At 62.4% G+C, this 23,376-nt stretch carries 20 protein-coding genes; 1 reads left to right on the top strand and 19 read right to left on the bottom strand.

Going from position 1 to position 23,376, the window contains the following annotated elements; all coding sequences use genetic code 11:
- Window positions 1–16 precede the first annotated feature (16 nt).
- From GRH90_RS05690 to GRH90_RS05665, 6 genes are all read right to left on the bottom strand, one after another.
- On the bottom strand, window positions 17–1,282 hold the full coding sequence (locus GRH90_RS05690) for a PTS sugar transporter subunit IIC (protein ID WP_162364958.1): 1,266 nt from the start codon (window positions 1,280–1,282) through the stop codon (window positions 17–19).
- A gap of 50 nt (window positions 1,283–1,332) precedes the next feature.
- Window positions 1,333–1,632, bottom strand: coding sequence for a PTS sugar transporter subunit IIB (locus tag GRH90_RS05685; protein WP_162364957.1), 300 nt, complete (start codon window positions 1,630–1,632; stop codon window positions 1,333–1,335).
- A gap of 12 nt (window positions 1,633–1,644) precedes the next feature.
- Window positions 1,645–2,637 (bottom strand): 6-phosphofructokinase, encoded by a 993-nt coding sequence (locus GRH90_RS05680; protein ID WP_162364956.1) that lies wholly within the window; start codon window positions 2,635–2,637, stop codon window positions 1,645–1,647.
- Window positions 2,638–2,664: 27 nt separating this feature from the next.
- Window positions 2,665–3,108 (bottom strand): PTS sugar transporter subunit IIA, encoded by a 444-nt coding sequence (locus GRH90_RS05675; protein WP_162364955.1) that lies wholly within the window; start codon window positions 3,106–3,108, stop codon window positions 2,665–2,667.
- Window positions 3,109–3,340: 232 nt separating this feature from the next.
- Window positions 3,341–3,877 carry a P-loop nucleotide/nucleoside kinase family protein gene (locus tag GRH90_RS05670; protein WP_246235905.1) on the bottom strand — a complete coding sequence of 179 codons (537 nt, stop codon included), beginning with the start codon at window positions 3,875–3,877 and terminating at the stop codon, window positions 3,341–3,343.
- A 100-nt stretch (window positions 3,878–3,977) separates the two neighbouring features.
- The gene (locus GRH90_RS05665) at window positions 3,978–4,922 is read right to left on the bottom strand and encodes a tagatose-bisphosphate aldolase (RefSeq protein WP_162364953.1); all 945 of its coding nucleotides are present in this window, start codon (window positions 4,920–4,922) and stop codon (window positions 3,978–3,980) included.
- 232 nt (window positions 4,923–5,154) lie between these two features.
- Between GRH90_RS05665 and GRH90_RS05660 the strand changes: the two genes are divergently transcribed.
- On the top strand, window positions 5,155–6,087 hold the full coding sequence (locus tag GRH90_RS05660) for a sugar-binding transcriptional regulator (RefSeq protein ID WP_162364952.1): 933 nt from the start codon (window positions 5,155–5,157) through the stop codon (window positions 6,085–6,087).
- 100 nt (window positions 6,088–6,187) lie between these two features.
- Here GRH90_RS05660 and GRH90_RS05655 read toward each other — a convergent pair whose 3' ends face one another.
- The 13 genes from GRH90_RS05655 to GRH90_RS05595 all read right to left on the bottom strand — a co-directional run bounded on the left by GRH90_RS05655 (window position 6,188) and on the right by GRH90_RS05595 (window position 23,370).
- Entirely contained in the window at window positions 6,188–8,170 is a 1,983-nt protein-coding gene (locus GRH90_RS05655; RefSeq protein WP_162364951.1) for a hydantoinase B/oxoprolinase family protein, read from the bottom strand.
- Entirely contained in the window at window positions 8,160–10,220 is a 2,061-nt protein-coding gene (locus tag GRH90_RS05650) for a hydantoinase/oxoprolinase family protein (RefSeq protein ID WP_162365066.1), read from the bottom strand. The genes GRH90_RS05655 and GRH90_RS05650 overlap by 11 nt, the downstream gene beginning before the upstream one ends.
- Window positions 10,221–10,390: 170 nt before the next feature.
- Complete coding sequence (locus tag GRH90_RS05645) at window positions 10,391–10,897, bottom strand: Lrp/AsnC family transcriptional regulator (protein ID WP_162364950.1); 507 nt, start codon at window positions 10,895–10,897, stop codon at window positions 10,391–10,393.
- A gap of 141 nt (window positions 10,898–11,038) precedes the next feature.
- Complete coding sequence (gabT, locus tag GRH90_RS05640) at window positions 11,039–12,355, bottom strand: 4-aminobutyrate--2-oxoglutarate transaminase (protein WP_162364949.1); 1,317 nt, start codon at window positions 12,353–12,355, stop codon at window positions 11,039–11,041.
- 121 nt (window positions 12,356–12,476) lie between these two features.
- Window positions 12,477–13,607: an amidohydrolase gene (locus GRH90_RS05635; RefSeq protein WP_162364948.1), complete on the bottom strand. Its 1,131-nt coding sequence runs from the start codon at window positions 13,605–13,607 to the stop codon at window positions 12,477–12,479.
- 1 nt (window position 13,608) lies between these two features.
- The gene (locus tag GRH90_RS05630; RefSeq protein WP_162364947.1) at window positions 13,609–14,535 is read right to left on the bottom strand and encodes a 2-hydroxyacid dehydrogenase; all 927 of its coding nucleotides are present in this window, start codon (window positions 14,533–14,535) and stop codon (window positions 13,609–13,611) included.
- Window positions 14,535–15,383: a GNAT family N-acetyltransferase gene (locus GRH90_RS05625; protein ID WP_162364946.1), complete on the bottom strand. Its 849-nt coding sequence runs from the start codon at window positions 15,381–15,383 to the stop codon at window positions 14,535–14,537. Before GRH90_RS05625 ends, GRH90_RS05630 begins: the two co-directional genes overlap by 1 nt.
- 9 nt (window positions 15,384–15,392) lie before the next feature.
- Entirely contained in the window at window positions 15,393–16,724 is a 1,332-nt protein-coding gene (locus tag GRH90_RS05620; RefSeq protein WP_162364945.1) for an NAD(P)/FAD-dependent oxidoreductase, read from the bottom strand.
- 137 nt (window positions 16,725–16,861) lie between these two features.
- Window positions 16,862–18,538 (bottom strand): ABC transporter ATP-binding protein, encoded by a 1,677-nt coding sequence (locus GRH90_RS05615; protein ID WP_162364944.1) that lies wholly within the window; start codon window positions 18,536–18,538, stop codon window positions 16,862–16,864.
- Complete coding sequence (locus GRH90_RS05610) at window positions 18,535–19,386, bottom strand: ABC transporter permease (RefSeq protein ID WP_162364943.1); 852 nt, start codon at window positions 19,384–19,386, stop codon at window positions 18,535–18,537. The genes GRH90_RS05615 and GRH90_RS05610 overlap by 4 nt, the downstream gene beginning before the upstream one ends.
- Entirely contained in the window at window positions 19,386–20,339 is a 954-nt protein-coding gene (locus GRH90_RS05605) for an ABC transporter permease (protein ID WP_162364942.1), read from the bottom strand. Before GRH90_RS05605 ends, GRH90_RS05610 begins: the two co-directional genes overlap by 1 nt.
- A gap of 76 nt (window positions 20,340–20,415) precedes the next feature.
- Window positions 20,416–22,020: an ABC transporter substrate-binding protein gene (locus GRH90_RS05600; protein ID WP_162364941.1), complete on the bottom strand. Its 1,605-nt coding sequence runs from the start codon at window positions 22,018–22,020 to the stop codon at window positions 20,416–20,418.
- Window positions 22,021–22,092: 72 nt separating this feature from the next.
- Entirely contained in the window at window positions 22,093–23,370 is a 1,278-nt protein-coding gene (locus GRH90_RS05595; RefSeq protein WP_162364940.1) for an NAD(P)/FAD-dependent oxidoreductase, read from the bottom strand.
- Window positions 23,371–23,376: the final 6 nt, after the last annotated feature.

Raw genomic sequence — 23,376 nt, 5'->3', positions numbered from 1 at the left:
GATCCTCCGCACGCGATTAATGGAAAAAGTTAAGAATATGGCCGAACACCAGTCCGACGCCGATAACGTCCGAATCGCTGAACGTCACGTTGGAAAAGCCGTACTGGCCGAGCAGCGGCAACAGCAGAGCGGGCAGCAGCGTTATAAACAGCCCATGGAACACGCCGCCGATAATGGCGCCCCGCCTGCCGCCCACCGCGTTGCCGAAGATACCCGCGGTGCCGCCGGCAAAGAAATTGGTCAGCATGCCCGGCAGGATCATCGCCAGGCCGATGCTCGGGAACAGGAACATGCCGATAATCGAGCCGATGGTGGTGGAAATAAAACCGATGATCACCGCGTTCGGCGCATAGGGGAACAGCACCGGGCAGTCCAGCGCCGGAATGGCGTTCGGCACGATGCGCAGCGCGATGCCGCGAAACGCCGGTACGATTTCCGCCAGCAGCAGCCTGACGCCGGCCAGCAGCACATAGACCCCGACCACGAACTGCACCGATTGCAGGAAGGCGTACACCAGGTAGTTGACGCCGTTGGCATAAGGTGCAATCACCGCTGGCCCAGCGGCAATGGATGGGATCAGATACACCGGGATCATCACCACCATCATGGAAAGATAGGTATCCTGCAGAAAGGAAAACGATTGGGGCAACTCGAGATCCTCGGTGCTTTTGCTGACATCGCCGGTCAGCTTGGCCACGCCCGCCTGCACGATATAACCGATGGTGCAGAAATGGCCCAGCGCAATATCGTCCGAGCCGGTTATCTTGCGCACGATGGGCTGCGCCAGCACCGGCATGCCGACTGCCATGACGCCGGCTATAACGCCGCCGATAATAATTAATTCCGTTCCCCGCAGCCCGCCCATATAACCAATGACCGAACAGACCGTGGCCATCCACAGTGAAGCCTGGCCGGTAAGGAAAATATATTTATAACGTGTGAAACGGGCGATTAAGATATTTATCATAAACGCCAGAACCATGATCAGGGCGGTTTCCCGTCCGAGGGTTTGCTGCGCGATACCGGCGATGGAACCTACGTCGGTGACCACCCCGCGCATATGAAATCCTTTCTGGAAAACGTCGCCCAGGAAGTTCAGCGCATTAACGATAATATTGGCGCCGGCCAGCAGGACTAAAAATCCCAACAGCGTTTTCATCGTGCCGGTAATAACCTGGCCGGGGCTTTTCTTTAATGCAATAAGCCCAATCATGGCAATCAGGGATATCAGTATGGACGCCTGGCCGAGTACATCGTTGACAATAAAATGGAGAAAAGACATAATGAGTCCCCTGTAGGGTTCGCAATAATCGGATTATTATTTAATAAGTATCAAGCCAGGTAGCCCTTTTCCTGTAATACCGGCGTTAGTTTTTCTTTTATTTCGTTCTTATCAACTAATCTTTTAAGGTAAATAATGGTGGCGTTTATCGTATAGTGCTGGAACTGCGATCGAAAATTTTCGCCGGTCATGATAATGTCCGCCCTGGTCGAGGTGGCGCTGGAAATATCGCAATGGGATAAATCCGCATCCACGCCCAGATCTTTCAAGGCCGCCTCAATGCTCATTTCACATGCAAAACTGCTGCCCAGTCCTGCCCCGCATACCGCCAGAATTGATAATTTTTTCATAATAAAGGTTCCTTAGGTGATCATCTGTAGGTTAATCGCCGCCGCCACCAGTCCGGCATCAAGCTGACGCTTACCGCTTAACGCCTGTTCCAGCGGACAGCTCACGGCCTGTCCATCCTGAATGCCAATCAATATGCCATGCTCACCGGCGAGAATGGCGTTTGCCGCCCGCTGCGCCAGGGTTAACGCTAATAACCGATCCTGGACCGACGGCGACGCGGCCCGCTGGCAGTATCCCAGCACGGTGTGACGTATTTTGAAGCCAAGCCGGTTTTCCAGCAGACGGCCGATTTTAATCGACACCCCCTGGGAACCGGCAAAATGCGCGTCCGCCATCGGATACCCTTCGGCGCACACCACCAGCGCATAACCGTGCGGTTCGGACAGGCGCGCCGCCAGCCTGGCGCTCAGCCGGTCGATATCCAGCGGGAACTCGGGCAATATCACCGCGTGCGCCCCTCCGGCCAGGGCGCCGGCCAGCGCCATATGTCCCGCGTCGGCGCCGAACACTTCCAGCATGAACACGCGTCCCTCCATGTTCTGCGCGGTGTTATGCAGCAGATCCAGGGCCTGGGTAACCACTTCCACCGCGCTGTTAAAGCCGATGCTGTACTGCGTGCCCTGGATATCGTTGTCGATGGACATCGGCAGGACCACCGTCGGCAATCCTTCCTGATCCAGCAGCCACGCCGCCTGTGACGAACCGCCGCCGCCAAACACCACCAACTGGTCAACCGCCAGGCGCCGCAGGCGATCGCGCAGGCTATCGCGTCCTCCACGGGTCAGCGGCGAACGGCTGCGCGCGCTTCTCAGCAGGTTCCTGCCGCAGGACACCGCGCCCTGGACATCGCCTGACGACAGGATAAAAGGCAATTGTTCAATAATGCCGTCATAACCGCCGTGAAAAGCAATGATATCCAGCTCTTCGCGCTGTAATAATGCGTTGATGGCGGAGTTAATCCCCACGGCATCACCGCCACTGGCGATAATGGCTACTTTTTTCATCAAGATTCACTTTTCGTTATTCTTTTTTCAGAATTGGCTAAGTATGGCCAAAATTTCCTGTTCATCCTGCGCCAGTTTTAATGTGTTCACCGCCTCCTCATCGCAAAACAGTTTCGACAGGCTCACGATCATTTCAATATGTGAATGGCTGTCGACCGCCGCCAGGGCAAAAATGATATATACCGGATCGTTGTCTTCGCTGCCGAACTCCACTCCTTCCGAAACGATAACCAGGGACAGCGCGGTTTTAATTACGCCTTCCTCAGGGCGGGCATGGGGCATGGCGATGCCTTCGCCCAGGACATAGTAAGGACCAATTTGTTCGTGCATGGTGAAAATAGCCTGAAGGTACCGGCTCTCGACCGCGTTCTGATCGATCAATGGCTGCACGGATAACGCCACCGCGCTATGCCAGTCTTTCGCCCGATTAATTAAGCGAACATTACTTTTATTAATCCAGTCCGTTAACATAAAGACCCTTATTCGGATAAGTATGGATTTATACTAGTATGGTTTTTTTAACTGATAAAAACTGTGATCTATCTTTATCTATTTCTACCTTAATGTAAATATTAATGAATGCATGTTATAAAAATAATCACGAGCAATACTATTGGCTCTATTTATATATTCAGGCGGCCATCTAAGACGGCGTGCCATATTATTTCAGGCTCATGGCCGGTAATATCCTTACATTAAGTGGTTATGCTATTTTTGACCGCGGCAGCTGGTGTAATATCCAGTCATAAATAATGCCAACGTCCGGCGGCTGGTCCCGATCCTGATCGACGGAATATACCGGCCCTAATTGCATCGGCCCGGCGCGTTCCGCCAGCGCCCGCAATTCGGCGATATACTCGGCGCCGGGATGGCCGGGCAACCTTTCCCCGAGCCGTGCGGCATACCGGCCGGCGACCCGTTCAGCGGAAATCTGGCACCAGACTTCAACCAGGCGCGTCACGCCCGCCTGCGCCAGGTAATCCCGTAGCAGCTCCCTGGGCTGGAAACCGAACCAGGCGTCAACAATAAAGGTACTGCCCGCCGGGGCATCCGCCACGATGGACCAAATCACCTGGTAGCTCGCTTTTCCCAGCGTACGGTTAAAGGCCCGATCCACGCCGTCGAGATGCTGCAGGAACGGATTTTTTATGCCGTCAAGGGAGAGCTTGAGCCAGCCGGCCTGCTGCGAGAGACGTTCGGCGAGGGCGCTTTTACCGGAGGCGGGGATACCGTTAACCATGATAATCCGCTTGCCGTTTTCATCGACCTGTTGCCCATGAGGCGACACCTTGGCGTCGTTTACCCGGGTAAACCGATTGATGTCGTTCGCCGCGCTCTTGTCAGACATGTTTTACCTGCCCAGACCGCGCGTCGTCGTGTTGCCGGCCCGCGTGGAAGTATTGTTTAATCACGGCCTGGAGCTCATTCAGCCGTGGAATGGCCAGGGTTTCCAGTTTTTCCCTGGTGGCGCTGCGATCCAGGGAAATACAGTCTTTCCATAACGAACGGCCCGCAATCACCCCGGAGGCGCCTTTGCTCATGGCGTCCGCGACCTGGGTAAGGAACGTGGCGTGATCCACTCCCGCGGAGAGCACGGCCCAGGGTACGTCGCCGGCCAGTTGGGTGATGTCCGCGCAGGCCTGCGGCGAACCGGGATAAGGCAACTTCAGCACCTTGGCCCCGCATTCAAGGCAGATTTTGGTGCCGCCGTAGATAAGCTCCGGGATTTTCTGCTTAAATTCCTCGTCCGTTTCATCATCGAGTTTATACGTCAGGAACTCAACCACCAACAATAAATCCTCGCGGGTGAAATCCTCGATGCAATGGCGCAGTATGTCGATATTGTGCTGGTTCGCTCCTTCGCGATCCGAGCGCAGGTAGACCATGATTTTGCCGCCGGTGGCGCCGAGTTCGCGTACCCGCCTGGCGCTGATGTTCGCAGCCAGCCGGGAAAGGCGGTAGCCTTCCGGCGTGGTGTCAAACCCGGAGGCGTCAAGGCCGATAAGCAGCGCCGTGTCGCGCGCAATAATGCCGTCATCCACCAGCTGCGGCACCGCGCAGACCGGATCGACCAGTACGCATGAAGCCTGGCTTGCCAGGTAGCGGGTGATATCCGCCTTGATAAAGCCCAGCTCGCGTTCGGAAATCTGCGCCTGCCGCGCGGGATCGTTGGATAGCAGGCTGCGCATGGCACCTCGCTGATCGCAGGCGATAACCATCATGGCGCCGTCGCTGCCACAGATTTGTTGATAGCTGCGTAATTCTGAGGTGGACATTTTTGACATGAAATTCTCCTTTGATGAAATTTATTACAGACAAAAAACGCTCATTTACCATTTACCTATCGCCTTCATCATCCTTGAGAAAAAGGGAGGAAAATTCCCCAATCCGCCGGTTTATAAGGGGTTTCTCCCTGGGGACCGATTGCAATTTCCACCGTATTGCGCAATAATTCCCCAATCGATTTGCTGAGTGTAATACATTACAGAAAGGAATTTCAAGCTGAAAGAGCCAATTTTGCAAGATCTTGCAGCCACGCGCGCCATGATGCATATGGTGGCGAAGCTGCATTACGAGTCCGACATGCCCCAGGTGGAGATTGCGCGCAAGTTCGACGTCTCCACCGCGACTATTTCACGACTGCTGAATAAAGCGCGCGCCGCGGGCATCGTGCGCATCGAGGTGGTGGCGCTCTCTTCCCCCGAGAATATGACGGCGGATCTGATTAAGCGTCTGGGATTAAAGAAGGCGTTTGTGGTGGATGCGCCGCCGGCCAATGTGCTGGGTTCGCTGGCCGCGCCGCTGGCGACGTTGCTGGAGCAGGCGGGACTGGGCGCCGGCTCGGTGCTGGGCATCGGCTGGGGCCGGGCGGTACGGGAGGTGACCCTGGCGGGCATGCCGCGCATGCCGGGCATCCTGACCGTGGCGCTGAACGGCGGTATGCAGCAGGCCGCGCCTCATTTCCAGATCACCGAATTCGTGCGCCGCGCCGCCGAGCAGATGGAAGGCAAGCCCCATTTCCTGCATGCGCCCTATATTTCGTCCGCCGAGCTGCGCGACGCGTTTCTCGCCGATCGCAGCGTGCAGGATATTATTTCGTTATGGGACCGGCTGGATGTGGCGGTGGTCGGCATCGGCCTGACCCATGCGCCGAAACCCGGCGAATCCACCACCGCCACCGCGGATGAAACAACCTTGAGCCGGGCGGCCGGCGACGTGCTGCGCCATTACGTCACCGAGAGCGGGGAAGTGCTGCATTGGGAAGGGGAGGCGCGGATGATTGCCGCCTCGCCGGAACAGCTGAGGCGCACGCCGCTGACCGTCGGCGTGGCCGCCACGCCAGAGAAAGCCGCCGGCATTATCGGCGCGGTGCGATCGGGCATGATCAATTGCCTGGTGACCGACGTCAATACGGCGCAGGCGATACTGGACCGCCTGCCGGCGGCCTGAACGACGCCGGTATAGGCGCCTGCCTTTCCGCGGCGTAGAATGACGCCGGTATCTGCGCCCGCCGGCCCAGGCCCGCGTTCCCGCCACGCTGAGCGCGGGCCTAACCGCCGTAAATGGCCGGGAACTCCCGCCTGAGATCGGCGAACAGCCGGTCCATCTGCCGCTCCAGGGGCTGTTCGCCGTGGGTGCCGGCGGCGACGGCGGCAAAGACCTTATGCTTGAGGAAATGGCGCCAGATTACCGGCGCGGCGGCCAGGAACGCGGTCAGCAGGGCGTATCGCGCCGGGCTCCAGACGGCCTCGAAATTCCGGCGGGCGTCGCCGACGTCAAAGTGATCGCCCGGATCGTCCGCCGCCATTACCCCACGCAGGCGATCGGTTTGCGCCGGGTCCACGGCGCCGTCGCGAATGACCACGCCGTAATCCCGCGCCGCCGCCTCCAGGCTGATAAATCCGCATTGCCAATCGCGCAATACCGCCTGCGCCGCCCGTTGCCGCGCCGGGCCGTAACCCCCCGCTCCCGGCCCCACGATCCGTATGACATCGCCGGGACCGCAGGCGATCACATCGGTATTGCCATGCCCGACGGCGTTATAGCGCCCCGGGTTGGTCAGGAAGCTGGAGGTGCGACCCGGCTTGCCGCCCGCCGCGCCGGCCGAGGAAAATACCGAACGGTTGCGATTGCGCGCGGTCACGGTGGTATTGGGCGCCGACACCACGAACTCCATCAGGGTCGCCAGGCCGCCGCGATATTCACCCGCCCCGGCGCTGTCGGCCACCAGTCCGTAACGATTAAACAGGATCGGCACTTCCGCTTCGCTGATTTCGATCGGGGTATTTTTTAAAAACGCCGACAGGCCGCCGGATCCATCCGGGCCGTCGTGCCTGGGCGTGCCGCCGGCGCCGCCGCCCACCGGGCCCAGCGAAGCGACGACGATGCGGTTATGGCGGTCGACGGTACGGATATTGATGATCGAGTTGCCCCCCGGCGAGTTGGCCGGCAGACGGTGCGGCATCGCCAGGGCAAAGGCGCCGACGGTGGCAATCTGCGACATGGCGCAGGTCAGCGAACGCATGCCGACCGCCGCCGGCGCTTCGCAGTTCATAATGGTGCCCGGCGGCAGGATGGCGCGCGTCGGGCGCAGGGTGCCGGCGTTGAGCAGCAGCGACCGGTCCAGGGTGGCGAGCACGTAGGTGACGCCGACCAGCGCCAGCGGATGGCGTTCGCGTCCGCCGGTGGGCATATTGAGCGAGGACATCAGCTGCGGATCGCTGCCGGTATAATCCAGTTCCAGGCTATCGCCGCGCACCCGCAGCGTCACCGCGATCCGGCACGGATAGCCGTTTTCGCCATCCTCGTCGGCGTAGTCGGCGTAAAAATACTCGCCGTCGGGAATGGTTTTGATAATCGCGCGCGCCTGCCGTTCGGCATAATCCAGGATGCTTTCAATCCCCAGCAGGAAATCATCGATGCCGAAGCGGTCGATGATCTCATGCACCTTGCGCTCGCCGATGTTGACCGAGGCGAGCTGCGCGTTGAAATCGCCCCAGTTCTGCTCCGGCGCCCGCACGTTAAGGCGCATGATGCGCGCCACCTCCTGGTTGAGTTTGCCGCCGGTTACGATCTTCAACGGCGGAATGCGCAGGCCTTCCTGCACGATGTCGGTCAGCGAACGCGACAGCGATGCCGGCACCGCGCCGCCCACGTCGGTGTTGTGGATATGGCCGACGACAAAACAGGCAATGGCGCCCTGGTGGAATACCGGTTTCCAGATATGGATATCGGGCGAATGGGTGGCGACGTTGCCGGCGTAGGCGTCGTTGGTAATGCAGATGTCGCCGTCCTGGTAATCGTCGATCAGCGCCAGCACCGGGGCGTAATCGATGCCGCCGTACCAGGGCGCGCCAAAACTGCGCGGCGAGGCGAACGCCAGCCCCGCGCGACTGACAATCTGGCAGGAAAAGTCTTCGGTTTCCTTTACAAATGTGGAGTGGGCGGTGCGCATCAGGGTAAACGCCATGGCGTCGGCGGCGGCGGCGCAGTAGTTCGCCAGGATTTGCAGGTTGCGGCCGTCAATTGCCATGGTCGGCTCCTTGTCGCGGGGTAATAATCAGGTTGCCGAAGCGGTCCACCGTCGCCGTCATCGCCGGGGGTACGCAGGTGGTGCAGTCGTCCTGGATGATAATCACCGGTCCGTCCAGCCTATGGCCGGCGCCGAGGGCGGCGCGGCGCACTACGTCAACTCTATGCGTCCGGCCGTCCATCCACGCGTCGGCCCGGGCATGCGCTTCCACCGGCCCGCTGGCCGCCGCCAGCGGGGCCAGCCGCGGCTTGGGCGTCGGCGAGGATAACACCAGTCGCAGCGTGATCACCTGCACCGGCGCGGCCGGGTCGTGGTGCCCGAACAGGCGTTCGTGAGCGGCGTCGAACGCTTCGCGCACCGCCTGCCGGTCGCCCAGCGCCAGCCAGTCCTGCTCCAGCGCCACGTCGATTTCAAACGACTGGCCGCGATAACGCATATCGGCGGAAAACCGCAGGCGGCGGGGCAGCGCCGGCCCATGCTCCCGCGCCAGCCAGCTTTCGGCCTCCTGTTGCAGCAGCCCGGCATTATGCGTCAGGATGGCGGCGACGCTGTCGTCAAGTTCGCAGTACAGCGTGCGGATAAAGTCGTTTTTTATATCGGCCACCAGGCCGCCGAGGGCCGACAGCACGCCCGGCGTCGGCGGCACCACCACCCCTTTCATATTCAGCTCCCGCGCCAGGAAGCAGGCCATCATCGGGCCGGCGCCGCCAAAGGCCAGGAAATAGAACTCGCGCGGATCTATGCCGAAACGGGACACCAGGCCGCTGGTGTCGCCGTACATGCTGGAGATCGCCAGGCGGATGATATTTTCCGCCGTTTCCTCGATGCCGATGCCGAGCGGCGCGGCCAGCAACGCTATCGCGGCGCGGGCGGCGGCCACGTCCACCTGTATCGTGCTATAGCCGAGATCCCCGTGCCCCAGCAGGCCGCAGGCGGCAAAAGCATCGGTGACCGTGGCCCCGGTGCCGCCGCGCCCGAAGCACACCGGCCCCGGCAGGGATCCGGCGCTGTGCGGTCCCACCTGCAATACGCCGAGCGTGTCGATCCAGGCGATGGAGCCGCCGCCTTGCCCGACCGACGTGACCGCCACCGAGGGAATAAAAATCGGGAATTCGCCAATAATTTCCCCGCTGCCGTACTCCGGCCGGCCGTTGATAATCACCGCCACGTCGGCGCTGGTGCCGCCGATATCCAGGCTGAGCAGTTTGTCCAGCCCGCACTGCCCGGCGATATACCCGGCGCCGATTACCCCCGACGCGGTGCCGGACAGCACCATCTGCACACATTCGCTCCGGGCCTGGCCCAGGCTCATTACACCGCCGTTGGATTTGGTAATCCGCGCCGGCGCCGGCACGCCCATGTTCGCCAGCGCCTGTTCAAACGCGTCGAGATAGCCGATGACCACCGGCTGCACGTAGGCGTTAATCACCGCGGTGATGGTGCGCTCATATTCGCGGATAATCGGCCAGATGTCCGCCGAGCAGCAGGTTAATAAGTCGGGCGCTTCCCGCGCCACGATGGCCTTGACCTCCGCCTCGTTGCCGCCGTTGCGGTAGCTGTGCAGCAGCGATACCACGATGCCCCGGCAACCGGCGCGGCGGGCGCCGGCGATGGCGTCCAGCACGCTTTGGCGGTCGACGGCTTTCAGTACCGCGCCGCCGCCGTCGGTGCGTTCACCGATGGCGAATACCCGATCGCGGGGGATCAGCGGATCCGGGCGGCGTGAAAACAGATCGTGGATATGGGGGATCTTCAGGCGCGCCAGCTCCAGCACGTCACAAAATCCCTCGGTGGCAAACAGCGCCAGACGCACCCCCTTGCGCTGGATAACCGTATTCACCCCCACCGTGGTGCCGTGGGTAAAGTAGCCGACCTCGCGCGGATCGATGCCGTCGCGCCGCTGCAGCAGCGCCAGCCCGGTGGTGATTTCGCTGCCCGGACGGTCGGGGCGCGATAGCACCTTCAGCGTGCGCAGGCTGCCGTCACGCTCGTCCAGCACCGCAAAATCGGTGAAGGAACCGCCGATATCAACGCCGATACGATAGGTTATTGGGGGTCTTCCAGCGGGATCTGGCGGCAAAACCATGGCAACTCCTTGCAGGCGCGGCGGGATATTCACCAAGTGTACGGAATTCATCCGCCGCGTTTTTCGGCAAACAGGGGTGGCAACAGCGTATTCAGGGGGAATTTATTTGTGTGAAGAAATTTTATGCCGCGGGATTAATTCTCCAGCGACGTATGGCGCGAAATCAGCGATCGCAGCGGCACGCTGCTTTTCACGATCGGTGATTTGATCACGATATAGCTGAAATATTTTTCGATGCCCACCTTGGCATCCAGCAGCCCTTCGATCACTTCCTGGTAATGCTCGATGCTGCGGGTAATAAAACGCAGTAAATAGTCGTAGCCGCCGGTGATCAGATGGCACTCCATCAGTTCGTCCACCTCGCGGATGGCGATTTCGAACCTGAGGAAATCCTCGCGGCGATGCCCCGCCAGCGTCACTTCGGTAAATACCGTCACTGAATCGGTGATCTTGGGCAGGTTGATATGGGCTTCATAACCGGTAATAAAACCCGCGGATTCGAGACGCTTGACGCGTTGCAGGCAGGGGCTGGGCGAAAGTCCGACCGCGTCGGCAAGATTGACATTGCTGATACGGCCATCTTTTTGTAATTGGACCAAAATATTGATGTCGATGCGGTCAAGTTTCATTAAGCCGTTCATAAATTCCCTCATTGTTGCCAGATTATCAACGCCCACCTCGATGGTATAACACGCTTTCAGGCCGTTGCGCCAGCGTTAACGCGTGTTACCATATCAGGGTTTTTGAGAATAAGTCGATGATTTCAATAAGGAAGATTATCCTTAGCCCAGCCTGCCGGTGGCGCGCGCCAGTGCGATATCAAAGATATGCAGCGCCTCCTCCAACTGGGAATCGCTGGTGACCAAGGGGGCGAGGAAACGCACGGTATTGCGGTATAAACCGCATTTAATCAGCAGCAATCCTTCCTGGCAGGCGCAATCGAGGATTTTTTGCGTCAGGGCCGCATCCGGGGCGCGGGTATCCAGATCGATAATTTCCACCGCCTGCATAAAACCGACGCCGCGCACCTCGCCGATACAGGCATACTTGCCGGCCAGCTGCCGCAGGCGGGCGTTGAGCCGCGCGCCGAGCAGGTTGGCGCGTTCAATCAGGTTATCATTTTCCATCAGGTCCATCACCGCCAGGGCCGCCGCGCAGGCCAAAGCGTTGCCGCCGTAGGTGCCGCCCAAGCCGCCCGGCGTCGGGGCATCCATGATATGCGCCCGGCCCGACACGCCGGAAATAGGCAGGCCGCCGCCCAGGCTTTTCGCCAGGGTCACCAGATCCGGCTCGATCGCCGAGTGCTGGAAGGCGAACATTTTACCTGTGCGGCCAAAACCGGTCTGCACTTCATCGCAAATCAGCAAAATGCCGTGGCGCTCGGTCAGCTCGCGCAGCGCGCGCATAAAACCGGCCGGGGCGGGCAGGAAACCGCCGTCGCCCTGCACCGGCTCGATAATAATCGCCGCCACGCGTTCCGGCAGGATGCCGACGGCAAATAACGTCTCCAGCGCGTCCAGAGCCTGTTGCTCGGAAATTCCATGGAACGCGTTGGGATAAGGCACGTGAAAGATATCGCCGGGGAAGGGGCCGAAATTCTGTTTATAGGGCTGGCTCATGCCGGTCAGGGTGCAGCCTAATAAAGTCCGGCCGTGGAACGCGCCGTCAAAGGCGATAATGCCGGGCCGGTTGGTATGGGCGCGGGCAATCTTCACCGCGTTTTCCACCGCTTCGGCGCCGCTGGTAAAAAAGACGCTTTTAAACGGCAGGCCGCCGCCGACGGCGTGATTGAGGCGTTTGGCCAGTTCAATATAACCGGGATAAGCCGCCACCTGGAAACAGGCATGGGTGACCTGCTGGAGCTGCCGGCTGACGGCCGCCACCACGGCCGGATGATTATGGCCGACGTTTAACACGCCGATGCCGCCGACAAAATCCAGGTAACGATTGCCCTCGACATCCCAGACTTCCGACCCTTTTCCCTGGTTTATCACAATGGGATGGGCGGTGACCACGCCGCGCGGGACATTGTCCTCACGGGCATCCAGGAATACGGCGTTGTCGGAAAACGTTTGTTGCCCTGCACCTAAAGTTTGCATCTCTTTACCTCACGTATAATCAGATATTAAGGAGTTAAGTATCGCAACCCGCCAAGGCGGCCGGCTGCCGTAATCAGGATGGCCACGGCATAAACGGTTGAATTCGGGCGCCTTTGGCTAATTAAATGTTATCCAGCGCCCGGTGCGCCACTGCGCTGAACCAGCGGATGCCGTAGGGAATGACCTGGTCGTTAAAATCAAACGCGGGATGATGCAGAGGCCGGCTGTCCGCCGAACCCAGCCACAGATAGGCGCCGGGCCGGGTCCGCAGCATAAAGGCAAAGTCTTCCGAGGTGAGCGCGGGCGCGGGCGCCTCGGCGGCGTCCAGTCCGGCCAGGCGGGCGGCGTCCAGCGCCAGGGCCGCTTCGCGCGCGGTATTGACGGTGGCGGGGTAATAACGCCGGTAGTCGACCTGCGCCTGCAAACCGTGCGCCGCGCTGATATGGCCGGCCATCAGGCGCAGGCGGGCCTCGACGATATCCTGCGCGCGTGGGTTAAAGGTGCGCACCGTGCCGGTGATCAACGCTTCGGCGGGGATCATGTTATGTGAGGACCCGCCCTGCATGCGCGTCACCGACAGCAGCGCCGTCTCGGTGGGGTCGACGCAGCGGGCCACGATGGTATTGAGCTGTACCACCAGTTCGCTGGCGGCCAGCAGGGTATCGGGGCTAAGATGGGGCTGGGCGGCGTGGCCGCCGCCGCCGGTTATCCGGATATCAAAACGGTCGGCCGCCGCCATGACAGGTCCCGCGCGGGTGCGGGCGCTGCCGAGCGGCAGCTCCGGCCAGTTGTGCGCCGCAAACACCGCGTCGCAGGGAAAACGCTCAAACAGCCGGTCGTCGATCATGGCGCGCGCGCCGGCCAGTCCTTCCTCTGCGGGCTGGAAGATAAAATTCACCGTACCGTCAAAGGCGCCCGATGCCGCCAGCTCCCGGGCCGCGCCCAGCAGCATCACGGTATGGCCGTCGTGGCCGCAGGCGTGGCAGACGCCTTCGGCCCGGCTTTTCCATTCCTGGGATCCGCTATCCGGCATCGGCAGGGCATCCATATCGGCCCGCAGTCCCACCGAACGCGCGCCGGCGCCGCGTCGCAGCACGCCCACCACGCCGGTGCCGCCGACGCCTTCATGTACCTCCAGCCCGAGACGGGCAAGAAATCCGGCCACGATGCCGGCGGTGCGGTGTTCCTGAAAGCCCAGTTCGGGGTGGGCGTGCAGATCGCGGCGCAGCGCGACCAGATCGGCGTACTCCATATCAGTATCCTTGCTGTCGGTTGATAAGGCCGACCATGGCCTCGCCGCGTTCAAAACGGCGGATATTATCCAGCAGCGCGGTGACCGCGCTGTCGGGCTGGGTCTGGCTGGCGATATGCGGCGTGAGCCAGACGGCGTCGTGTCGCCATAAGGGATGGTCGGCCGGCAGCGGTTCCTGCACGGTAACGTCGATGACCGCCGCCCGCAGCCGGCGGCTTTCGAGCGCCTGGAGTAGATCAGGCTGATTCAGCTGGGCGCCGCGTCCAACGTGCACCAGCGCCGCGTCCGGCGGCAGCCGGCTGAACAGGCGCGCGTCTAGCAGTCCGGCGGTGTCGGCGGTCAGCGGCAGCAGGCATACCAGGATATCGGTGCGCGCCAGGAAGGCGTCCAGTTCATCTGCGCCCGCCCAGCAACGCACGCCGGGAACGACATGCGGGGTGCGGCTCCAGCCGCCGCAGTCGAAACCAAGGCCAGCCAACTGCCCGGCCGCCGCCCGGCCGAGGTTGCCCAGCCCCATGACGCCGACCCGGCTGGCATGGGCCGGACGCACGCGGTGCGGCAGCCAGAGTCCGGCGCGTTGCTGCTGGAAATAGCGCGGCATATCACGGTGCAGCCCCAATACCGCAAAGGTGACGTACTCGACCATGCTATTGACGATGCCGGGCTCCACCATACGCACCACCGGCAATGTGGGCGGCAGGGCGTCATAATCAAACTGGTCGGCGCCCGCGCCTACCGAGAACAGGACCTTCAGCCGGGGGAATTGCGCCATGATGTTTTCCGGCGGCTGCCACGCCACCAGATATTCCACCGCGCCGGCATCGCCGATATCCGGCCAGACCCGGAATACCGCGGCCGGCTGCCGTGCGGCTATCAGCGCCGCCCATTGACGCCCGCGTTCGGGGTCGGATTTATACAGGATATTCATTAGCCCATCGCCTGTGTCATCAGCCCGAACGGGCGCATGCCGCCGGCCAGGAGTTGCCAGGGCGCGCCTTTGATCATGATGGTCGGCGCGTCCACCACCGGCAGTCCCCGGCGGGTTAGCCACTCACCTAATCCCAGGGACGCCGGGGTATCGATACGGACAAAATGCCCGGCCAGATCCGCCAACAGCCGGTCGACCAGGACGATGGCGTCGTGGAGATCCAAGGCGATCACCGGGCCGATGGCGTAGCCGTGGCCGAAGCGGCGCAGGCAGGCAAAACCCCGGGGCGCGCCCCGGCGGCGCAATAGCAGGTTTTTTTCGCCGCGTGCCAGCAGGTCGGCGATTAAAGACGGCCGCACCATGCCGTGCGCGCCGGTATCCAGCGCGGTCAGCAGATCGGCATCCCCGGGGCCAGCCGGGGATAGGGTGTCGCCGTCTTGCGGCGGCGCGGGAGTGGCGGCTCCCAGCGTGCGGCACTGGTGCTGGCCGAGTTCACCCGCGGAGACAAAACCCAGCCGCTGATATAATCCTTTGCCGGCGACGGTGGCATGCAGCTGGATGGCGCTGCCGGCCAGGCGTTGCATCAGCGACGCCATCAATTGACCGCCGACGCCATTGCCCTGGGCGGCGCCGTCGACAATCAGCAGGCCGAGGGTGGAATGGGCCGGACCCCAGCGCCAGCACAGCCCGGTGCCGATCGCCGCGCCGTCCCGCTCCGCCACCAGACCCTCGCCCAGGTCCAGCGCCTGCCGCCAGTCCTCGCGGCGGTGCGGCCATTTCATCTGCCGGGTTAAAGCAAACGCGGCCTCGATATCGTCCTGGTTCATGGGGCGTAAACGTATCTGCATCTTGCCTCCTCACATCATGCCCGGCGCATCAAGGCCGGAACCGTCCACCAGCCGCGCATAGCGGAAGGGAGCCGGGTCGACGATGGGCCGATCGTTGGTTATCAAATCAGCGGCCAGCCTGCCGGCGCCGGGACCGATGCCGAAGCCGTGGCCGCTGTAGCCGGCGGAAATCACCAGGCCCGGCAGCGTCGGCACGGTGGAAATCACCGGCACCGCGTCGGGGGTGCTGTCGATCATGCCGCCCCAGGCCTGCGCCAGCCGCAGTCCCGCCAGGGCGGGGTATTCTTCACGCATCGCCGCCAGCCCCTCCCGCACCAGCCCCATATCGGCGCGGGGATCGAGGATACGTACTTTTTCAAACGGCGATGTCCCGTCGAATTGCCAGCGCGCCAGGGCTTCCGGCCCGTGAAAGAACGGAGCCGGTCCCAGCCGCAGGGTCAAAATCTTGCGCCGCGCTTTAAAGGTGGGGTAAAACTGCCGCGCGTAGCGCAGGCTTTGCGCGCCCGGCTCCAGGCGGCCGCGGCCGGAGACCGCGACCGTATAGCCGCCGTCCAGCTGCGGACGGCAGGCAAAGGAGGGGGTGTAAAACGGCATGGCGATCGCCTGTTCGATGGGCGCCGTGCGAAACGCCGTGCCAATCACGTTGCCGAGCGGCAGGCTGATGCCGTGGCGGCGGCAAAACATCGAGGTCCAGGCGCCGCCGGCGCAGATTACGCCCGGGGTTTTGATCAGGCCGCGCTCGGTGATCACGCCGCTGACGCGCCCGGCGGTGATATCGAGGCCGCGCACCGCGCACTGCTGGATGACCGTGGCGCCGAGGCGCTGCGCGGCGATGGCCAGGCCGGCCGATGCCAGCGCGGGTTCGGCGTGGCCGTCGGTGGGGGAGGACACGCCGCCCAGCCAGTCGGTGGTGCTGCCGGGCGTCATGGCTTTCGCCCGGCGGGCGTCGAGGATATCGCTGCGCACGCCATAGGATTGGGCCATTTTGCCCCAGGCGTCCCAGGCGTCGATTTCCGTTTGGTCGCGGGTGGCGTACACCAGCCCGGTGCGGCGAAAGCCGAGCTCCTCGCCGGTCTCGTGGCCCAGTTCCTCCCAGCGGCGCAGGGCGTAAATAATCAGCGGCAGTTCCCGTTCGTCGCGGTTTTGCTGGCGGCACCAGCCCCAGTTGCGGCTGGACTGCTCGCCGCCCACCAGTCCTTTTTCCAGCAATACCGCCTTTATTCCTTTTTTGGCCAGTTCATAGGCGGCGGCGGCGCCGGCGATGCCGGCGCCGATAATCACCACCTCGGCGGCATCGGGAAAGGTGGCGCTGTCCTGCACATATCTAAGGGGAGCGGGCATTTTCTGTGTGACCTCTTAACAATCATTATGTGATAAATTAATCCCACGCTACGCTTTATTCTCCCTGCGCATTGTACCCGTTTCAGGCATAGGGGCCGGGTTGAACGCCGCGCGTGGTCCGGATATCGAACTGCCGGTTATTCCGCTTTCAGTATTTCCACCGGCAGCGCCTCATGTTCGTCCAGCCAGCCCTGGCGCAGTTCGGGCACCGCGCGTTTAAGCCGCTCGTAGTAGAGTACGTCGGACGGTTTGTCGTAGTCGGCGCGCTCCACCCGCGTGACCATGCGGCCGTTTTTCACCACGATAATATCGTCGCAGACCGAACGCACCGCGTGCAGGTCGTGGCTGATAAACAGCACCGATAATCCCAGTTCGCGCCGCAGCTCGGTAATCAAATCCAGTACCGCCGCCGCCACTACGGTGTCCAGCGCCGAGGTGACCTCGTCGCACAAAATCAGATCCGGTTCGGCCGCCAGCGCCCGCGCCAGGTTAACGCGCTGTTTTTGCCCGCCGGACAGCGTACCGGGGCGCCGGGACAGCACGCCGCGCGGCAGGCGCACCAGATCAAGCAGCTCAAGCAGCCGCCGCTGGCAGGCGTCGCCGCGCAGGTTATGGAATAAGCGCAGGGGGCGGCTGAGGATGGTTTCGATGCTGTGCGCCGGGTTCAGAGCGGTATCCGCCATCTGGAACACATACTGGATGCGGCGCAGCTCGTCCATGGAGCGCGTGCGCATGCTTTTTTCAATGTAGCGGCCGTTAAACAGGATATGCCCGGCATAAGGCTCGATCATGCCGGCAATGGCATGGGCAAGGGTGGTTTTGCCCGAACCCGATTCGCCGATAATGCCGATGGCCTGGCCGCGGTGGAGCTTGAAATTCATGTCGGCGAGAATTTTGCTTTTCGGCGCGCCGTCGCCGTCGAGCCTGCCGTAGCCCGCCGCCAGGTCGCGTACTTCCAGCAGGGGTTGCGGCGGGGCGTCCGCGCGTCGCCATGAGCTGTCGCGCTGCTTTTGGCGCGCGGCGTCGAGCAGCGAGCGGGTGTATTCCGCCCGGGGCGCCGCCAGCATCGCGTCGGTGCGGCCGTATTCGGCAATCGATCCCTTCAGCAGCACCAGGATGCGGTCGGCCATTTGCGCCACCACCGCCAGATCGTGGCTGACATAGACGGCGGTGGCGCCGCGCTGGCGCACTACGCGGCGGAAGGCCTTCAGCACCTCCACCTGGGTGGTCACATCCAGCGACGTGGTCGGCTCGTCGAGGATCACCACGTCCGGGTCGCTGATTAACGCCATGGCGGTCATCAGCCGCTGCAGCTGGCCGCCCGACACCTGGTGCGGATAGCGCAGGCCGATGGTGTCAGGGTTGGGCAGCGCCAGTTCGCGAAACAGGTCGATGGCTTTTTTTTCCGCCGCCGCCCGCTTCATGACGCCATGGATCACCACCGGCTCCACCACCTGATCGATGATTTTCATCGCCGGGTTAAAAGACGCGGCGGCGCTTTGGGCAATATAGGCCACCTTATTGCCGCGAAACTGCCTCGACTGCGCGGGCGTCAGCGCGGTGACGTCGGTGCCGGCCACATGCACGGTGCCTTCGGCGATGCGGCAGCCCTGCCGGGCGTAGCCCATCAGCGCCAGGGCGATGGTGGTCTTGCCGGAGCCGGACTCGCCGATCAGCGCCAGCACCTCGCCTTTTTGCACGGTGAAATGAATATCGGCCACCAGGTTGATTTCCCTGCCGTCCTCGCCGCGCGCGCAGACGCGCAGATGGTCCACCGTGACCACGGGACGCGCGCCATGGGGAGTAATATTCATGCGACCCCCTTCTGGCGGTTTTCGGCGCGCCGGGACGGCAGGCTATCGATAAACAGGTTGGCGCCGATGGTGAGGCTGGCGATAGCCAGCGCCGGCATCAGCACCGCCGGCGAGCCGTCGAACAGGCCCTGCATATTTTCGCGCACCAGCGTGCCCCAGTCCGCGTACGGCGGCTGGACGCCCAGCCCGAGAAAGCTCAGGCCGCTGAGCAGCAGCACGATATAGACAAAGCGCAGGCCAAGGTCGGTAAGCATCGGATGCACCATATTGGGCAGGATATCGTGGACGGCGATATACCATTTGCTTTCGCCGCGCAGGCGCGCGGCCTGCACATAGTCCATGGAGCGCAGGTTGGAGGCCATGGCGTAGGCGATGCGGTACGCCCCCGGCCAGTAGGTGAACACCGCGGTGATGATCAGCATCGGCAGCGACGAGCCGAACACCGCCACGATCAGCAGCGCCAGGATTTTGCCGGGCATGATCAGCAGCGCGTCGTTAAGCCGTCCGATGACTTCTTCCAGCAGGCGGGAGGCCACCGCCGCCAGCAGCGCCAGCAGCGTGCCGACCAGGCTGGCCAGGATCGCCGCGGTCAGCGCCAGGCCGATGGAGTAGCGGGCGCCGAACAGGATACGGCTGAAGATGTCGCGGCCCAGGTAGTCGGTGCCGAACCAGAATTGGGCGCTGAAGCCGCCCAGCATGTCGCCGCTGCCGATATCCTCGAGGTTATGCGGCGCCAGCGCGGTGCCGAAGATCGCCATGGCTACCCAGAACAGGGTAATCAGCATGCCGATACGGCCCGGCAGGTTCAGCGACATAAAAAAGCGCGCGGGAAGCAGTAGGGTGTTCATCAGCCCCTCCATTTCGGGTTGAAGACAATGGTCAGGATATCCGCTATCAGCAGCAGCGCCAGATAGCAGAGGGCGAAGAACATGACGCACAGCTGTACCACCGGCAAATCGCGATTGCTGACGGCATCCACCATCTGGCTTGCCAGGCCGGGATAGCTGAAGATGTTTTCGATAATGATCACGCCGCCGAACAGGTACGACAGGCTGAGCGAGATGGCGTTGGCGATGGGGCCGACCGCGTTGGGCAGCGCGTGCCGCAGCATGGCGCGCAGCGGCGACACTCCTTTCAGCAGGGTCATCTCCAGGTAGGGGCTGTCCATTTCGTTGATAATCGCCGAACGCGTCATGCGCGCCATCTGCGCCACCACCACGCAGCACAGGGTCATCACCGGCAGGGCGTAGGTGCGCAGGAAGCCGGCCAGGTCCTGGTGGGGGGAACCGATGGACATCGCCGGTACCCAGTGCAGTTTGACCGCAAAAATCACCACCGCGACGGTGGCCACCAGGAACTCCGGCACCGCCACTACCGCCATGGTGCCGACCGCCAGCGTGCGGTCGATAACCGAGCCGCGCGTCATGGCGGATACAATGCCGATAAACAACGCCACCGGCACCGACACCAGCGTGGTGGTGGCCGCCAGCTGGAAGGTGGCGGGTATGCGCTGCGCCACCAGTTGCGTCACCGGCAGATTACTGGCAAAGGAGGTGCCGAAATTCCCGTGCAGCATGCCGGCCAGCCAGGTGAAATAACGCATCACCAGCGGCTGGTCCAGGCCCAGCTGCTGGCGCAGCGCCGCGACGGTGGCCGGCGTCGCCGTCTGGCCGAGGATCATTTGCGCCGCGTCGCCCGGCAGCAGGCTGGTGATCAGGAACACCAGTGCCGAAACGATAAGCAGCGTCAGGATGCCGGAGCCGATACGCCGCAGGATCAATAAAAATATATATCGGTTCATGGTGCTTCTCCTGGTCAGGCGGCCGGCGAGGCGCGCCTATGGCCGCGTGGGCATCGGTTCATCGTGGGCCTCCCTTTCAGGCGGACAGCCAGGCAAATTCATGGAAGCGGTAGCCCATCATCATGCCCGACGGCCAGGCCTCGACGCCTTTGACCTTGTTGCTGTAGCCATCCATCGAGCTGATAAACAACGGGATCAGCGTGCTGCAGCTGTCGTAGATCAGCGTCTGCATATCGCCGTACATCTGCTTGCGTTTGGCCTGGTCTCGCTCGCCGCGCGCGGCCGTCACCAGCCGGTCGAACTGGGGGTTTTTCCAGCCCGACTCGTTCCACGGCGCGTCGGAGCGGTAGAACTGCGAGAACAGCATATCCAGCGTCGGGCGCGGATTGATCGAGCCGTAGCCCAGCGGATCCTTCATCCAATGGGTCGACCAGTAGCCGTCATAGGGCACGCGCCTGACCTGCAGGTCCATGCCGACGGATTTGCCGATTTGCTGCATCAGCTGTCCGCCTTCCACCGCGCCCTCGATATTCGGCGTGGTGATGATTTCCGCCTTGATGCCGGTCATGCCGGCTTTTTTCAGGTGAAAGCGCGCCTTGTCCAGATCGTAGGGACGCTGCGGCAGGTCTTTATTGAACATCGGATGCCACGGCGGCACCGGAGTATCGTTGGCGATCGCGCCAAAGCCCTGCATCACGGTCTTCAGGATGATTTCACGCGGCTGCATATACTTCATCGCCAGCACAAAATCAGCGTTGTTGCCCGGCGCGCGGTCGGCGCGGATGATCAGGTTACTGTACATGCCGGACCTGCTCTCGAGGATGCCGAACTGACCGTTGGCCCGCAGGCGCTTTACGTCGCCGGCGCCCAGGGTGGAGATCATGTGCAGATCTCCGGACATCAGGGCGTTGACGCGCGCCGGCTGATCGGTAATGCCCATCAGCTCCACTTCGTCAAGGTGCGGCAGGCCCGGCTTCCAGTAATTGGCGTTGCGGATACCCACGCTGCGGGTGCCCGGCGAAAATTCCTTGCAGATAAACGGCCCGGTACCGTTGGCCTTGCTGAAATCCCGTGCGCCGTCCTGCAGGATCAGGAACGGACTGGTGGCCAGCAGCGCGGGTAAATCGAAGTTGGGCTGCGTCAGTTCAATCATCACTTCGCCGGCGCCCGCCGCCGTGATTTGCTTGAACTGTTCGGCCAGGGTAATGGCGGTCGACGCCACGGCCGGATCCTTATGCCGGCTGAGCGAATACACCACGTCCTGCGCGGTCAGCGCCTTGCCATCGTGGAAGGTGACGCCGGGGCGCAGCTTGAGCTGCCAGATGACGCCGTCGCTGCTGTCGATGGATTCGGCCAGCGCCGGCTGGGCCACCAGGTTTTTATCCAGCTCGGTCAGGCCGTTATAGAACATAAACTGGCGCGTATAGTCGCCGCTGTTGCTGCCCTTGGCCGGATCCAGCGTGTCGCTGGCCGAGGCGTTGGCCATGGCGGCGCGCAGCCGGCCTCCCTTGACCGGCGTTTCGGCCGCGTAACCGAAGTCGGGAAACCCGATAAGCCCGGTGCCCATGATCACGCCGGCGGAGAGCAGTTTCATCATGCCGCGGCGCGTGATGGCCACGTCGGTAATGGTGTTGGTCATGGACGGTTTAACCAGGTTCACATCTTTGACAAATTTAGTCATCTGCACACCCTCGAAGTGGAAATAATAAGTGGAAACATGGGCTGGAAACCCGCGCCGGTAACGATGTGGAACTCAGGAAAACCGATCCTTAGCCTTGTAGTACCAGCCCGCCATGGGCAGGAACCAGGGTTTGCCAAAATACCCCGGCACCGCCGGCCAGCTGTCGCGCCGCCAGGGATTGGCGTCGGCTTGTTCCGTCAGTAAATCGGCCATCACCTTACCCATCCATACCGACATCTGGGTGCCGTGGCCGCTGTAGCCGAGGGAATAGAACACCCCGTCCTGCTCGCCCGCGTGCGGCAGGCGATCGGCGGTCATATCCACCAGTCCGCCCCAGCAGTAGTCGATACGCGCGTTGGCCAGCGCCGGGAACAGCGTGCCGAGCGCCGCCTGCAGTACCGCGCCGCTGCGCGCGTCGGAGGTGGGGTTGCTGATGGCAAAACGCGCCCGCCCGCCGAACACCAGGCGGTTATCCACCGTGGTGCGGAAATAATTGCCGATATTCAGCGAGGTAACATAGGTGCGAATCTGCGGAAACAGTTCGCTCAGCAGCGCCGGATCGAGCGGTTCGGTCACCACCACAAAACTGCCGACCGGCACGATGCGGCGCTTAAAGTAGTCGAACGGACCGACGTTGGAGCAGCCGGTGGCCAGCAACACTTTTTCGGCGACAATCTCGCCCCGCGCGGTGCTGACCCGGTGGCGGCGCCCCGCGATGCGCTTCAGGCCGGTGACCGGGGTATGCTCGACGATCCGGGCGCCGGCGCCGGCCGCCGCCTGGGCCAGCCCGATGCCGAATTTACCCATATGCATCTGGCCGCCGCGCCGCTGCAGCAATCCGCCGTGGAACGCGCCGGAGCCGATTTCATGACGGATGTCTTCGGCGCCAATCAGCTCGATATCCGGGTCGACGGTGGCGCGCATCAGGTCATGGGCCGCCCGCAGCGCGGGGAAATGTGACGCCTTGCTGGCGAGTTTAAGCTTGCCGCAGCGCAGGAAATCGCAGTCAATATGCTCTTGTTCCACCAGGCGCTGCACATAGTCCACCGCGCCGGCATAGGCGTGATAAAACCGGCTGGCCTGCTCCAATCCCCGGCTGGCCACCAGCGCGGTAAAATTCTGCGCCACGCCGGTATTGCAATGTCCGCCGTTGCGCGCCGACGCCTGGCTCATCACCCGCTCCGCCTCGAGCACCGTCACGTCAACGCCGGCGCGCGCCAATGCCAGCGCCGCCGACATGCCGGTAAAACCCGCGCCGATCACCACCACGTCCGCGGTGGCCGGCAGGTCGCCCGGCGGCGAGCCCAAATATACCGGGGCGGTTGCCTGCCAGAAGGATTCCAGTTTCATCACGTT

The organism is Acerihabitans arboris (assembly GCF_010131535.1).
Taxonomy (GTDB): Bacteria; Pseudomonadota; Gammaproteobacteria; order Enterobacterales; family Enterobacteriaceae; genus Acerihabitans; species Acerihabitans arboris.
This window is presented reverse-complemented; position numbering and strand designations above follow the sequence as displayed.

What these genes read in the sequence shown, in the direction of transcription:
- GRH90_RS05600 (WP_162364941.1), bottom strand. Translation starts at nt 22,020, where the DNA reads ATGACTAAATTTGTCAAAGATGTGAACCTGGTTAAACCGTCCATGACC.
- GRH90_RS05605 (WP_162364942.1), bottom strand. Translation starts at nt 20,339, where the DNA reads ATGAACCGATATATATTTTTATTGATCCTGCGGCGTATCGGCTCCGGC.
- GRH90_RS05625 (WP_162364946.1), bottom strand. Translation starts at nt 15,383, where the DNA reads ATGCAGATACGTTTACGCCCCATGAACCAGGACGATATCGAGGCCGCG.
- GRH90_RS05655 (WP_162364951.1), bottom strand. Translation starts at nt 8,170, where the DNA reads ATGGCAATTGACGGCCGCAACCTGCAAATCCTGGCGAACTACTGCGCC.
- GRH90_RS05675 (WP_162364955.1), bottom strand. Translation starts at nt 3,108, where the DNA reads ATGTTAACGGACTGGATTAATAAAAGTAATGTTCGCTTAATTAATCGG.
- GRH90_RS05630 (WP_162364947.1), bottom strand. Translation starts at nt 14,535, where the DNA reads ATGAATATCCTGTATAAATCCGACCCCGAACGCGGGCGTCAATGGGCG.
- GRH90_RS05665 (WP_162364953.1), bottom strand. Translation starts at nt 4,922, where the DNA reads ATGTCAAAAATGTCCACCTCAGAATTACGCAGCTATCAACAAATCTGT.
- GRH90_RS05685 (WP_162364957.1), bottom strand. Translation starts at nt 1,632, where the DNA reads ATGAAAAAATTATCAATTCTGGCGGTATGCGGGGCAGGACTGGGCAGC.
- GRH90_RS05620 (WP_162364945.1), bottom strand. Translation starts at nt 16,724, where the DNA reads ATGCCCGCTCCCCTTAGATATGTGCAGGACAGCGCCACCTTTCCCGAT.
- GRH90_RS05610 (WP_162364943.1), bottom strand. Translation starts at nt 19,386, where the DNA reads ATGAACACCCTACTGCTTCCCGCGCGCTTTTTTATGTCGCTGAACCTG.
- GRH90_RS05645 (WP_162364950.1), bottom strand. Translation starts at nt 10,897, where the DNA reads ATGAACGGCTTAATGAAACTTGACCGCATCGACATCAATATTTTGGTC.
- gabT (WP_162364949.1), bottom strand. Translation starts at nt 12,355, where the DNA reads ATGCAAACTTTAGGTGCAGGGCAACAAACGTTTTCCGACAACGCCGTA.
- GRH90_RS05680 (WP_162364956.1), bottom strand. Translation starts at nt 2,637, where the DNA reads ATGAAAAAAGTAGCCATTATCGCCAGTGGCGGTGATGCCGTGGGGATT.
- GRH90_RS05670 (WP_246235905.1), bottom strand. Translation starts at nt 3,877, where the DNA reads ATGGTTAACGGTATCCCCGCCTCCGGTAAAAGCGCCCTCGCCGAACGT.
- GRH90_RS05690 (WP_162364958.1), bottom strand. Translation starts at nt 1,282, where the DNA reads ATGTCTTTTCTCCATTTTATTGTCAACGATGTACTCGGCCAGGCGTCC.
- GRH90_RS05595 (WP_162364940.1), bottom strand. Translation starts at nt 23,370, where the DNA reads ATGAAACTGGAATCCTTCTGGCAGGCAACCGCCCCGGTATATTTGGGC.
- GRH90_RS05635 (WP_162364948.1), bottom strand. Translation starts at nt 13,607, where the DNA reads ATGGAGTACGCCGATCTGGTCGCGCTGCGCCGCGATCTGCACGCCCAC.
- GRH90_RS05615 (WP_162364944.1), bottom strand. Translation starts at nt 18,538, where the DNA reads ATGAATATTACTCCCCATGGCGCGCGTCCCGTGGTCACGGTGGACCAT.